Below are 13,589 nucleotides of genomic sequence, written 5' to 3' on the forward strand. Positions count from 1 at the left end.
AATGCGGACGTGCCGGGTCAGCAAACGGTCAAGTTTTCGGATTGACGCGCGTCACCCTCCCGATGCCTTGGTGACATGAACGCGTCCACGTGGCAGGGTTCCCGTGGTTCACCGGACACGGCACGCCGAGTCCGACAACTGAACAGCGAGTTGCACGGAACGGTCGGATTTTCGGCCATGTTGTTGTCGCGCCCCTGACAAGGCGCGGCGACGGTGCCACTCTGACTCCGGTCGGCTCCGCACTCCCCCATGACCCACCACCCACAGTGCGCCGCCACACCGGTTCCCCCCACACGCGTCACTCAGCTGCACACGTTCTGCACCCCACCGAGGCCGCACCACCCGAGCGGCCCCAGCAGAGTAGGAGTCACCGCGTGAGAACCCCATCCCCACACCGCGTCGGCAGACGCACCCGCACCGCAGCAGCCCTCGTGGCCACGGCCGCCATGGTCGCGGTCGGCATGCAGGCCACCGCCACCGCAGCCCCCGAGGGCGGCCGGCTGGACCCCGGCGCCCTCCCGGCGAACATCAGCGCGGCCGAACGCGCCGGTCTGATATCCGCGGCGGAGGACCGCGAGGCGGCCACCGCCGACGCGCTCGGGCTCGGCTCGAAGACCGAACTGCGGGTCAAGGACGTCGTGAAGAACCGCGACGGCTCGACCCACACCCGGTACGAGCGCACGTACGCCGGTCTGCCCGTCCTGGGCGGTCAGATCATCGTGCACCGCACCCCCGACGGTTCCGTCGACGGGGTCGACAAGGCCACCACCGCGCGCATCCAGGTGCCCACCACCAAGGCCGCCGCGAAGCACAAGCCGGCCAAGCCCGACGCCAAGGGCAGCAAGGCGCCGCGCAAGGTGATCTGGGCAGCCGACGGCACGCCGACGCTGGCCTGGGAGAAGGTCGTCGGCGGTGTGCAGGAGGACGGCACACCCAGCGAACTCCACGTCGTCACCGACGCGAAGACCGGCGAGAAGCTGTACGAGTGGCAGGCCGTGCACAACGGCGCCGGCAACAGCATGTACGCCGGCCAGGTCGAGATCGGCACCACCGGCTCCAGCGGCAACTACCAGCTGAACGACGCCCAGCGCGGCGGCCACAGGACACTGGACTCCGACAACGGGAACCAGGTCTTCACCGACGCCGACGACGTCTGGGGCAACGGCTCGCCGTCCAACACCCAGACCGCCGCCGTCGACGCCCACTACGGAGCGGCACTGACCTGGGACTACTTCCAGCAGGTGCACGGCCGGGACGGCATCCGCGGTGACGGCGTCGGCGCCACCAGCCGCGTCCACTACGGCAACGCCTACTCCAACGCCTTCTGGCAGGACTCCTGCTTCTGCATGACCTACGGCGACGGCGCGGGCAACCAGAAGCCGCTGACCTCCATCGACGTCGCCGCGCACGAGATGTCGCACGGCGTCACCTCGCACACCGCGGGCCTCGTCTACAGCGACGAGTCCGGCGGCCTGAACGAGGCCACCTCCGACATCTTCGCGGCCGCCGTGGAGTTCCACGCGAACAACTCGGAGGACGTCGCCGACTACCTGGTCGGCGAGAAGATCGACATCCGCGGCAACGGCACCCCGCTGCGCTACATGGACCAGCCGAGCAAGGACGGCAGCAGCCTCGACTACTGGTCCTCCGGCGCCGGCGACGTGGACGTCCACTACAGCTCCGGCATCGCCAACCACTTCTTCTACCTGCTGTCCGAGGGCAGCGGCGAGAAGACCATCAACGGCGTCACGTACAACAGCCCGACGTACGACGACGAGGCCGTCACCGGCATCGGCATCGGCAAGGCCGAGCAGATCTGGTTCAAGGCCCTGGCCGAGAAGATGCTCCCGAACGAGACCTTCGCGCAGGCCCGCACGCACACCCTGCAGGCCGCCGGCGAGCTGTACGGCGCCGACAGCCCCGAGCAGCTGGCCGTGGCGCACGCCTGGGCCGCGGTGAACGTCGGGGACCGTCCCGGCGACCCCGGTGACCCGGGCGGCGAGGGCGAGTTCGAGAACACCGACGACGTGGCGATCCCGGACGGCGGCGCCGCCGTCACCTCGCCGATCGACGTCACCGAGGTCGGCGGCAACGCCCCGAGCGACCTGAAGGTGGCCGTCGACATCAAGCACACCTACCGCGGCGACCTGGTGATCGACCTGGTGGCCCCCGACGGCACCGCCTACCGGCTGAAGAACTCCGGCTGGGACTCCGGTGACAACATCAACCAGACGTACACCGTCAACGCCTCCTCCGAGGCCGCCGACGGCACCTGGAAGCTCCGCGTCCAGGACGTCTGGAGCTTCGACACCGGCTACATCGACAGCTGGAAGCTGACCTTCTAGGTCTTCGTCCCGCTGTGGGAACCTGCCGCCGTCCTGGCCGGCGCCGCACGCAGAGATGCCGCGGTGGCCGCCAGGACGGCGGCGAACAGCAGCAGGTAGAGGTTGCCGTAGAGCACCTCCAGCCCGTACCGGGGCGGGAGTGCCACGAGCCCCAGCGGCGGAGCGTCCATCCGGTGCCCGGTCAGGAAGTGCAGCGGCCAGGCGAACACCAGGAGGAACGCGCAGCCCAGGGCGAGCGCGACGCGGCCGCGGGCAGCGGGGCGCAGCCGCACGACCGTGTAGACGGCCAGCGGGGCGAACCAGACCCAGTGGTGACTCCACGACACCGGCGACACCGCCGCCGTGGTCAGCCCGCACAGCAGGACGCCGAGCAGCGGCAGACCGCGCCGGTGCACGAGCGCCGCAAGGCCCAGGCCCAGCACCGCCGTCGGCACCGCGACCGCCAGCCACAGCACGAGGGGCGGGTCCGCGATGCCCGTGGCGCGGGCGAGCAGACCGTTCATCGACTGGTTCATCGGACTCGCGACCTCGCCGAGCCGCTCCGACCGCAGGAACGTGCCGCCCCAGTAGTCCAGGCTGTCGCCCGGCGCGGCGGCCAGGCCGATCAGCGCGGTGACCGCGGCGGTCCCGGTCGCGGTGGCCGCCTCCCGGTACCGGCGGGTGAGCAGCAGGTGGACGATGAACAGCGCGGGCGTGAGCTTGATCCCGGTCGCGACCCCGACCCCCACGCCGCGCAGCCTGCGCCGCCACCGCCCGTCGCGCTCCCCCGGGCCGGCCCCGCCGCCCGCGAGGTCGGCGAGCACGAGCAGCATGAGCAGCAGGTTGACCTGGCCGAGGTAGAGCGTCCAGGACACCGGTTCCAGCCACAGCAGCAGCGCGGTGAACGCCACGACGAGCCCCGCGCCGCCTGCGGTGCGGCGCCCGCCCGGTGCGAGCGGCCCGCCCGCGTGGCGCAGCGTCAGGTGCACCGAGGCGGCGAGCAGGACGACACCGGCGGGGAACACCAGCGCCTGCGCCACCGCGACCGGTACGACGGCCAGTGGCAGGAAGAGCAGCGCCGCGAAGGGCGGGTAGGTGAAGGACCAGGTCCCGTCCGGTCCCAGACCTCCCTGGTACAGCGGCACGCCGTCCAGCAGCGCCTGCGCTCCGGCCCGGTAGACCGACAGGTCGAAGAAGCCGCTCATGACCACGTACCCGGTCTCCCGCCAGTGCAGCCAGGCGAGTACGACGAACAGCGCCGCCGACAGCCCGGCCACCAGGGCCGGCCGGCGGGAGAGCACCGTGTCGAGTGCCGGGCCTCCGCCCGCTCCGGCGGTGTCGGGGTGTCGGCTCATCCGGTTCCTCCCTGGGGTCGCGGTGCACAGTCGAACAACGTCTCGGGGTGGCCCGGCGGGCCGGACGGCCTGCCCGGTGTCCGGTACAGCCGTGGCGGTACGGGCGTGCAGTGGTCGGCGACCCAGCGCGCACGTTCCGCGGCGGCGGGCCCGCCCATCGCGCCGTGGAAGCCGCCGGTCATCACGTAGCGCAGTTCGCCGGAGGAGGTGAGCGCGTCGAGGCGCGCGAGGGCCGGGACCGGAGCCGCGCCGGTGAACCCGCCCATCGGCAGCACGCTCAGGCCGGCACGCAGGTACGGGGACGCGGTGTTCGCGGTCGGTACGGCCAGGTGGTAGGTCTCGCCGTCGTACCGCGCGGTGACGAAGGCGCGTACGCCGGGCGCGGGTTCGAGCATGTTCATGTCCCCGGCCTCCGGGGGCAGGCGTACGCCGGGCGGGAAGCCGTGCAGCGAGGCCATGGCTCCGGGCGGGAGACCGTCGCCGGGCACCGTGTCGGGGTTGACAGTGGTCAGCCCCTCCAGGGGCCGGGACGACGCCGACACCGTCCACGCACCGGGGCCGAGCAGCAGGGCGGCCGCGACCAGCCCGCTCACCACCCGCGCGGACGTCCGGGCGGGTGCGGCGGTGCGTTCGGCCTGCCGGGAACGCGCGGCGGCCACCAGCGCGCAGGCGCACCCGCAGGCCAGGACGGCTGCCGCCGCGTGCCACCACCGGCCGTCGGCGCGCAGGGCGAGCACCGCCGCCCACACGGCGCTCCCCGCGAGGGCGGCCGCCCACCACCGGGCGGTGAACGCGCCGTCGCGGCAGGCGCGGACCGCACCGACCGCGCCGCCCGCGCAGAGCGCCGCGAGCGCCGGGGCCAGCGCGGCGGTGTAGTAGGTGTGCACCGCCGCGGCCGCGCTGAACACCACGCCGTGCACGAGCAGCCAGCCGCCCCACAACAACCACCCGGCCCGTACCGGATCGGTGCGCGCGGCGCCCCGCGAGGCCAGCAGTCCGGCGGCGAGGGAGAACAGGGCGAAGGGCAGCAGCCAGCCGATCTCCGGCCCGAGCGCGGAGCCGACCAGGCGTCCCGGGCCGGGCGGGCCGCCGAAGTCGGCGAGGAAGCCGGTCACCTGTGCGGCGACGGGATCGGCGTGGCCGAGCCGGCTCAGCCCGTTGTAGTGCAGCAGCATCTCGCCCACCGCGTCGTGGGTGGAGCCGTCCACGTACGGACGCCGTCCCGCGGGCGTGAGCGCGACGAGCAGCGGCCACACGGCACTCGCCGCGATCGTCACCCCCACTGCCGCCGCCACCTGCCGCACGCGCGAGGCGAGCGCGCCCGGTGCGGCGCAGAGGTGGGTGAGCAGCAGGGCGGGGAGCACCAGGTAGGCCTGGCCCATCTTGACGTGGAACGCCGCCCCGACCCATGCGGCGGCGACCAGCAGCCGGCGCGGGCGGCCGCCCGCGGTCGCCAGGTGACCGGCGCGCGCGGCGCACACCAGGAACAGCACGAGCAGGGTGTCGGGGATGTTCACCCGGGCCAGGACGACGGTGACCGGGGTCAGCGCGAAGGCGAACGCGGCGACCACGCCGGCGGTGTCCCCCTTCCAGCGGCGCACCGCCGAGGCCAGCACGGGCACCGTCGCGGCGGCGGCCAGCGCCTGCGGCAGCAGCAGCGCCCCGTCGTGGAAGCCGAACAGCCGCACGGACAGGGCCTGGAGCCACAGCGCTCCGGGCGCCTTGTCGACGGTCAGGGTGCCCGCCGGGTCCAGGGCTCCGAACCAGAAGGCGTGCCAGTCGGTGCTCATCGAGCGGACGGCCGCCGTGTAGTAGTAGTGCGGTTCGACCGCGGCGTGGGCCAGGAAGGCCAGCAGGAAGGTGAGCAGGGTGGCACCGCCGACCGCGGCCCCCGCCCCGCTCACCCACGGGCCCGGCCGCCCCGCGCGGCCGGGCGCCGGCGCGGGTGTGGTGCGTTCCGAGGTGTGCAGCATGTTTCGTCCCCGGCCTCAGGCCACAGCCGGGTTGGCGAACGCCGGGTCGCCCAGCAGGTGGACGCGGCGCAGGTGGCGGGGGGCACGGCTGGTGAAGCGCTCCCTGCCGTGCAGCAGCGCGTAGTTGTCCGCGATCAGCACGTCGCCGCTGTGCCAGGTGTGCGCGAGGAGGAAGCGCGGGTCGTGCAGGGTGTCGCGCAGTCCTGCCAGGAGCGCGGGGACGTCCTCGTCGCCGACGCCGTCGAAGGCGTGGGCGGGACGGTTGAGGAAGTCCGGTTCGTCCTGCGGCGGCGGCTCGTTGAAGCGCAGGGTGGGCACGCCGCTGCGCGGGTGCGGCACGATCAGTGGGGAGGAGGCCCGGCCGCCGTAGTGGACGACGCTGCGGATGCGGTAGGTGACGGTGACCCTCCGCCACAGCGCCAGCACCTCGGGTGGGCAGTGTTCCAGCAGGGACACGGTGTCGCAGAAGACGGTGCGGCCCCCGTCGCTCCCGCCCGGTGCGCGGACGCAGTGGAAGACCTGCAACTCGGGGATGAGCGGCTTGTACATGCCGTCCCAGTGCAGCGGGACGCTGCTGCTGTCGAAGATGTGGTCGGTGGGTTCCTCCGCCTCCCGCAGCTCCAGCACGTCGCCGAACGGCCAGGTCATCACCTCCCCCCAGGTACGGCACCAGCGGGCGAGTTCCTCCGGCTCGTCCGGGGCGTGGAAGCCGCGCAGCAGCACCAGCCGGTGCGCGCGCACCGCCTCGCGGAGGGCGGGCACGGGCAGGCCGGTGAGGCGGTCGTCGCCGGAGGGTGCGTCGATGCGCAGGCCGAACGGCTCGGCGGGCGCGGCGGCGGGCAGTCCGTCCAGGGCGGGGGTTGCGGGCATGGCGAACTCCTGTGGGGCGGGGATGAGTCGGGTCGGGCTCCGGGACCGGCGCCTCCGGAAGGAGGCGCGCGGGAGGCGTCAGGCCGCGCCGGGTGCGCGGGTCAGCGGCGACGGGCCGTGCAGCGTCTCCGGGCCGCACGTGGCGGACGGGGGCGTGTCCGGCAGGGCGCGGACGAAGTGGCTGGGCCGTCCTTCGCGGTGCACCAGGCGGGCCCCGGCCCGTTCGGTGTCGGCGCGGCGGCGCAGCACGTACCCGTCGTCGGACTCCACCGCGACGGCGTGCCAGGGCGTGAGCCAGCCGTCGTCCTCCGGCGTGAGGCGGATGCCGAACTTCGCGGAACCGCAGCGCTGCGGGTGGATGGAGAGCCGCACGGCGCGCGGGAAGTGCTCGGCGACCAGGCCGCCCCACGCGCGGCTGCGCGCGATGACGCCGTACGCCCGGCGCCGGGCCTCGCGCTGCAGGGCGCTGCGCGTCCGGGACACTCCCGGGGTGAAGGAGTCCTCGAGGAGGAACCGGGTGAGGGCGCGGTAGAGGTCCAGCGCCTCGCCGCCGGCGCGGACCTCCTCCCGGATGCGCTCCGGGCGTTCGCCGTAGGTCTCGTCCAGAGCGCGCCGCATCGCGTCGTAGGAGCAGCCGTCCATGCCCGGCACGTCGTCGATGCTGAAGAGGGAGAGGGGCGCGGGGCGGCGCCGGGCCAGCATGCGCCGGATCTCGTCCTGGTAGGCCGTCACCACCTCGTCGTGCACGCCTATCAGGTCGCTGAAGACCCGTCCGTCCGAACAGATCACCAGCCGCATGCCCGGCGGGTACACCTCCCGCACCTGACGGCACAGCCCGGCGAGGAAGTCGAGCGCGACCTCCTCGGCGCGGTCCGGGAGAGTTCCCAGCACCTTGGCCGGGTTGGGGGACTTGCAGGGGAAGCCCGGCAGCACGCACTCGACCGGCACGCCCGCGCGGACGCTCGCCCGGACCGCGGGCAGATGGGCGGGCACGCACCGGGGGCAGGTCTCGGCGTCGCAGCCGGGTTCCGGGGCGCCACGGCGATGGCGGAGGACGATGCGCAGAATCCTTGCGGAGATCTCTTCGGAGTTCACCGGAACGGGCTCCCTCGGGGCTGGTGGCTCGTGGGGGAGGGCCCGCCGCGCGGGGGCTGCGTCGCCCGGCGGGCCCCTGAGCGTGCGCCGCGCGCCGGACCGCCGGCGCAGCCGTCAGGGGGCGGCGGTCGCGCGGTCGCCGACCGGGCCGACGCGTCCTCACTGTCGCGCCGGAGGCGGTCTTGCCGCTAATCCGAGAGGTTCATAGTGTCGCCCTATGGTCCTCGAGATGCGTCATCTCCAGGCGATACGGGCGATCGCCGAGGCGGGCAGTCTCACCAGGGCCGCCGCCTCGTTGGGTGTCTCCCAGCCCTCCCTGACCGGCCAGTTGCAGCGGCTGGAGAACAGACTCGGCGGGCGGCTCTTCCTGCGCGACCGGCAGGGCGCGGTGCCCACCCCGCTGGGCGAGCTCGTGCTGTCGAAGGCCCGTCAGGTGCTTCCCGCGATGGAGGAGCTGGAGCACGAGACGGCGCGGTACACCGCCGAGGGCGTGGAGCGGATGCTCCGGTACGGCTCGGTGCCGGGGCCGCTGATGGCCGGCCCGCTGCAGCATCTGAGCGCCTGTCACGGGGACCGGGTCACCTTACGCACCGAGTCCTCCGCCCGCCTGCTGGCGGACCTGGTCGCGCAGGGCCACCTGGAGTTCGCGAGCATCCTGGACCATCCCGAGCATCCACTGCGGCTGGGCGCGGAGCTGCGGCGGCACGTCGTCGCGGTGGAGCCGGCGTTCGCGCTGGTGCCCGCGCGGGGTCCGCTGGCGGAACCGGCCGAGGTCGAACCGTCGGCGCTGGCCGCTGCCGCGTGGGTGATGCCGCCGCTGCCGGACAACGGGCTGCGCGCCTGCGTGGCGGCGATGTCGGCGCGGGCCGGCTTCACCCCGCGGGTCGTGCACGAGACCGACGCCAGCGGCGCGCGCGACCTCATCGGCGAGGGCGGGTGCGTGGGCATCGGCCAGGCCACGTTCCGGGCGACCACGGGCATCGCCGTACGGCCGCTCGCGGGGTGCCCGGTGACCGTCCGCCACACCCTGATCTGGCTCGCCGGCCGTCAGCCGGCCGACCTGGTGCGGCAGATGGTGTCCTTCGTGGACGACGCCTACGTCGCCGCGGTGGCCCGCAGCCCGGCGTATCTGGCCTGGCTGGACGACCATCCCGGGTTCGACGGCGCGAAGGGGCTGCGGAGCGCCCTGTCCGTCCGGGGACCGGCCGAGGAGCCGGCGACGGGCCGCTTCCGGCACTGACCGCGTACCGTCGCGGGGTCACCGCAGGAGGACGCCTCCCGCTCCGCCGGCCCCTGCCTCGTCCGGCGGGGCGGCGGTCAGGCCGAGTTCGGCCGGGGCGGACAGCAACGGGTGCGCGGGCAGGACCCGCACCGTGTAGCCGAACGACCCGGTGCGGTCCAGCGCCAGCGGCCCCTCGTACAGCCACCGGCCCTCCAGGTCCGGGCCGGTGCCCGGCTTGAGCGCCACCCGTACGGCGTCCGCACCGGCGAGGGCGTCCGACTCGTCCACCCGGCCGGCGACGGCCTGCACCTCGACCTCGTCCGGCGTCAGCGCCCCCAGGGCCACCCGCACCCGCACCGTCAGCGAGCTGCCCAGCTCCAGCGAGGCGCCCTCCGCCCCGGCACCGGCGTGCTCGACCCGGTCCACGGCGACCCGCGGCCACTCCTCCCGCACCCGGGACTTCCACGCGGCCAGCCGTCCGGCGGCGGCGCGGTCCAGGGCCCGGTGGGCGCGCGCGGCCGGTGCGTAGAGCCGTTCCACGTACTCGCGGACCATGCGGTCGGCCGGGACCTTCGGCGCGAGGCGGCGCAGCGTCTGCCGCACCCTCTCGATCCACCGCTCGGGCAGTTCGCCGCCGCTGACGCCCCGGTCGTAGAAGCACGGCGCGACCTGGTCCTGGACGAGGCGGTAGAGCGCGGCGGCCTCGATGTCGTCCCGCCGGGTCTGGTCCGCGGCGGCCTGGCCGTCGGCGGTGGGCACCGCCCAGCCGAAGTCCGGCTCGAACCACTCGTCCCACCAGCCGTCCAGCACCGAGAGGTTGAGGCAGCCGTTCAGCGCCGCCTTCATGCCGGAGGTGCCGCACGCCTCCAGCGGGCGCAGCGGGTTGTTCAGCCACACGTCGCAGCCGTGGTAGAGCTTGCGCGCCATGGCCATGCCGTAGTCGGGCAGGAAGACGACGCGGTGCCGTACCGCCGGGTCGTCGGCGAAGCGGACCAGCTCCTGGATGAGCCGCTTCCCGCCGTCGTCCGCGGGGTGCGCCTTGCCCGCGACGACGATCTGGACGGGACGGGTGGGGTGCAGCAGGAGTTCGGTGAGCCGGTCGGGGTCGCGCAGCATGAGGGTGAGCCGCTTGTAGGAGGGGACGCGGCGGGCGAAGCCGATGGTGAGCACGTCCGGGTCGAGCACGCCGTCGATCCAGCCCAGTTCGGCGCGGGCGGCGCCGCGCTGACGGCAGGAGGCGTGCAGCCGGGCGCGCACCTCGTGCACGAGCTGCTCGCGCAGGGTGCGGCGCAGTTCCCACAGCTCGGCGTCCGTGAGCCGGTGTGCGTCGCGCGGCACCTCCGGGGCGGTCCAGGTGGGGGCGTGGACGCCGTTGGTGACGGAGGTGATGGGCACCTCCGCCGGGTCGAAGCCGGGCCAGAGGCCGGCGAACATCTCCCGGCTGACGCGCCCGTGCAGGGTGGACACGCCGTTGGCGCGCTGGGCGAGACGCAGACCCATCACGGCCATGTTGAACAGCGTGGGGTCGCCGCCGTCGTAGGTCTCCCGGCCGAGGGCGAGCACCGCCTGCGCGTCGATGCCGGGAAGTTCGCCGTCGTCGCCGAAGTGGCGGGCGACCAGGTCGCGGTCGAAGCGGTCGATGCCCGCCGGGACGGGCGTGTGGGTGGTGAAGACGGTGCCCGCCCGCACCGTCTCCAGCGCGGCGTCGAAGGCGGCGCCCTCGTGCGCGAGTTCGCGGATGCGTTCCAGACCGAGGAAGCCGGCATGGCCCTCGTTGGTGTGGAACACCTCGGGCGCCGGGTGGCCGGTGAGCCGGCAGTACGCGCGCACGGCACGCACCCCGCCGATGCCGAGCAGCATCTCCTGGAGCAGCCGGTGTTCGCTGCCGCCGCCGTAGAGCCGGTCGGTGACCTCGCGTTCGGCGGCACCGTTCTCCTCCACGTCGGAGTCGAGCAGCAGCAGCGGCACCCGGCCGACGCGCGCCAGCCGGACGTACGCGTGCAGGGACCTCCCGCCGGGCAGCGCGAGCGCCACGCGGACCGCCGTACCGTCCTCCTCGCGCAGCAGTTCCAGGGGCAGCTCGTCGGGGTCGAGCACCGGGTAGTGCTCCTGCTGCCAGCCGTCGCGGGACAGGGACTGCCGGAAGTAGCCGTGCCGGTAGAGCAGCCCCACGCCGATCAGCGGCAGGCCGAGGTCGCTGGCCGCCTTCAGGTGGTCGCCGGCGAGAATGCCGAGGCCGCCGGAGTACTGCGGCAGGGCGCTGGTGATGCCGAACTCGGGCGAGAAGTAGGCGACGGCGCGGGGCAGCTCGTCGCCGGCCCGCTGGTACCAGCGGGGTTCGGTGAGGTAGTCGTGCAGGTCCCCGGCGGCGACGGCCAGCCGGCGCAGGAAACCCCGGTCGGCGGCCAGTTCCTGCAGCCGCGCGGCGGGCACGGCCGCCAGCAGGCGCACCGGGTCGCCTCCCGCGGCCTCCCAGCTGTCCGGGGCGGCGGCCCGGAACAGCGCACGGGTCTCCGCGTGCCAGGACCAGCGCAGGTTGCGGGCGAGGTCGTGCAGCGGAGCGAGCGGCTCGGGGAGGACGGGACGTACCGAAAAGCGACGGATTGCCTTCACGGGGGCGACGGTACCGGGCGGGCGGCGGCGTTCCCCGGACCGCAGCGGGCCGTTCGAGTGATGCTGCGCGGCGGCCCGCCCCGCGCCGGGCGGGCCGCCGTGCGGGGTCAGGCCGGCTGGGCGCCGGGGCGGCCGTTCTCGACGACCCAGCGGGCGCGGGTGCGCACGGGTGCGCCCGGCCGGGAGACGTAGTCGACGACGCGGTTCTCGGCCGTCCACTCGGTGGGGGTGACGGTGTTCCGGACGTAGCCGCGGTTGCGGTTGAGGAACTTGATGTGCGGGTTCTCGGCGAGCTGGATCGGGTCGTTCGGGCCCTGCTCGGAGCCGTCGCCGCCGCTGGTGATGGAGGTGCCGACGAGTTCGGTGGCGACGGTGGCGGAGGCCGGGTCGTCGAAGTCCGCCTTGACGTCGTTGACGTAGTTGGCGTGCACGTCGCCGGTGATGATCACCGGGTTGGAGGTGCCGGCGGCGGTGAAGTGGTCGCGGACGGCCTCGCGTTCGGCGAAGTAGTTGTCCCAGGCGTCGTTGCTGAAGTCGGTGGCGGAGCCGGAGGCGAAGTCGCGCTGGGAGAAGAAGACCTGCTGGGCGAGGACGTTCCAGCGGGCCGTGCGGCCGGCCAGGTTGTCCAGCAGCCAGCCCCGCTGGCGGGCCCCGAGGAGGGAGCGGGAGGGGTCCGTGCGGTCGACGTCCTCGACCTGGTCGTCGCGGTACTGGCGGGTGTCCAGCAGGTGGAAGTCCATCAGGTCGCCGAACTGCATCCGGCGGAACATCTGCACGTCCGGACCGTACGGGCGCTGGGCGCGGCGCAGTGGCATGTGCTCGTAGTACGCCTGGAAGGCGCGGGCGCGGCGGCGCAGGAACTCCTCGGGGTCGGTGTCCGGGTCGGGGTCGTCGCCGGCCCAGTTGTTCTCCACCTCGTGGTCGTCGAAGACGGCCATCCACGGGTGCGCGGCGTGCGAGGCCTGGAGGTCGGTGTCGGTCTTGTACTGGGCGTGGCGTATCCGGTACTCGGCCAGCGACCAGGTCTCGCCTGCGGGGACGTGACCGCGGCCGAGGGTGCCCTGGGCCGGGCCCTCGTAGATGTAGTCGCCGAGGAACGCGACCAGGTCCAGGTCCTCCTCGGCGAGGTGGGCGTGGGCGGTGTAGTAGCCGTCGGGGTAGTTCTGGCAGCTGGTGAACGCGAAGCGGAAACGGTCCACGCGCTGTCCGCGCCCGGGAGCGGTGCGGGTGCGTCCGACGGGGCTGACTTCGAGTCCGGCGCGGAAGCGGTAGAAGTACTCCCGGCCCGGGCGCAGTCCGCCGACCTCGACGTGCACCGCGTGGCCGGAGGAGGAACGGGCCAGCTCCACGCCGACTCTGACGATGCGGCGGAACCGCTCGTCCTCGGCCACCTGCCAGAGGACCGGGACGGGCCGGTCGGGCATGCCGCCGAGGCCGTCGGCGGCGAGCGGGTCCGGGGCGAGGCGCGTCCACAGCACGACACTGTCCGGATGCGGTTCCCCGGAGGCGACGCCGAGCGTGAACGGGTCGCGTATGCGGCGCTCCGCGGCGGGAGCGGCGGCCCACGCGGTGGAGGTGCCGAGGGCGGAGGCGGCGAGGACGCCCGCGCCGACGGCGCCGGCCGTCAGCATGTTCCGCCGGGTGACCGCGGGGAGGGTCCGGGCCGGTCCGGAGGCGGACCGTGACGACGAAGCCGAGCCGGTGACAGACATGCGCAGCCCTTCGGTTGTGGGGTCGGACGGACCGCCACCCGGTGCGCGGCGGAGCCCGCGCCATCAGGCCACGCGCACCTGACTCCCCCGCCACGGACGCGTGAACGGGCGCCCTCGACCTGGCTGCGTTCGCCTTACGCCCCGCGTTACGCACTTCGGGCCGCAAGAGGTGATTTCCGGACGAGATGAAGAGAAGAGCGCTTCGGGGTTTGTTTCACCTCGTGTCCGGACTCCGGGCACCGCGCCCGTGCCGGCCGAGGGGTGCGCCCGCCTCCGCGCCGGTTCCGTCGTACGACCGGCGACGACCGGCGACGACCGGCGGCGACCGACGGCGACCGGCGACACCGACAAACACCCCGCCGGCCCCCGCGGGAGGCCGTACACCCGTCCAGGCCAGGGCGGGATACCTCGACCGGGTGAAGCGG

The 13,589-nt window shown here is 74.0% G+C and carries 8 protein-coding genes; 2 read left to right on the plus strand and 6 right to left on the minus strand.

Going from position 1 to position 13,589, the window contains the following annotated elements:
• The first annotated feature begins 446 nt into the window (after positions 1 to 446).
• Complete coding sequence (locus tag RM572_RS18520) at positions 447 to 2,345, plus strand: M4 family metallopeptidase (RefSeq protein WP_311674568.1); 1,899 nt, start codon at positions 447 to 449, stop codon at positions 2,343 to 2,345.
• On the opposite strand, the gene RM572_RS18525 is transcribed toward RM572_RS18520, so the two are convergent.
• From RM572_RS18525 to RM572_RS18540, 4 genes are all read right to left on the minus strand, one after another.
• On the minus strand, positions 2,342 to 3,679 hold the full coding sequence (locus RM572_RS18525; protein ID WP_311674472.1) for a glycosyltransferase 87 family protein: 1,338 nt from the start codon (positions 3,677 to 3,679) through the stop codon (positions 2,342 to 2,344). The two genes, RM572_RS18520 and RM572_RS18525, sit on opposite strands and share 4 nt — an antisense overlap.
• A complete protein-coding gene (locus RM572_RS18530; RefSeq protein WP_311674473.1) occupies positions 3,676 to 5,652 on the minus strand; it encodes an ArnT family glycosyltransferase in 1,977 nt (658 codons plus the stop codon). Before RM572_RS18530 ends, RM572_RS18525 begins: the two co-directional genes overlap by 4 nt.
• 15 nt (positions 5,653 to 5,667) lie before the next feature.
• Positions 5,668 to 6,522 carry a TauD/TfdA dioxygenase family protein gene (locus RM572_RS18535; RefSeq protein ID WP_311674474.1) on the minus strand — a complete coding sequence of 285 codons (855 nt, stop codon included), beginning with the start codon at positions 6,520 to 6,522 and terminating at the stop codon, positions 5,668 to 5,670.
• A gap of 78 nt (positions 6,523 to 6,600) precedes the next feature.
• Positions 6,601 to 7,617: an isocyanide synthase family protein gene (locus tag RM572_RS18540; RefSeq protein ID WP_311674475.1), complete on the minus strand. Its 1,017-nt coding sequence runs from the start codon at positions 7,615 to 7,617 to the stop codon at positions 6,601 to 6,603.
• 229 nt (positions 7,618 to 7,846) lie between these two features.
• Between RM572_RS18540 and RM572_RS18545 the strand changes: the two genes are divergently transcribed.
• Positions 7,847 to 8,857 (plus strand): LysR family transcriptional regulator, encoded by a 1,011-nt coding sequence (locus tag RM572_RS18545; protein ID WP_311674476.1) that lies wholly within the window; start codon positions 7,847 to 7,849, stop codon positions 8,855 to 8,857.
• 18 nt (positions 8,858 to 8,875) lie between these two features.
• On the opposite strand, the gene glgP is transcribed toward RM572_RS18545, so the two are convergent.
• Positions 8,876 to 11,452 carry an alpha-glucan family phosphorylase gene (gene glgP / locus RM572_RS18550; RefSeq protein WP_311674477.1) on the minus strand — a complete coding sequence of 859 codons (2,577 nt, stop codon included), beginning with the start codon at positions 11,450 to 11,452 and terminating at the stop codon, positions 8,876 to 8,878.
• 107 nt (positions 11,453 to 11,559) lie between these two features.
• Positions 11,560 to 13,083, minus strand: a complete 1,524-nt coding sequence (locus RM572_RS18555; RefSeq protein ID WP_311674478.1) for an alkaline phosphatase D family protein — start codon at positions 13,081 to 13,083, stop codon at positions 11,560 to 11,562.
• Between the last annotated feature and the right edge of the window lie 506 nt (positions 13,084 to 13,589).

Source organism: Streptomyces hazeniae, assembly GCF_031845485.1.
Classification (GTDB): Bacteria; Actinomycetota; Actinomycetes; order Streptomycetales; family Streptomycetaceae; genus Streptomyces; species Streptomyces hazeniae.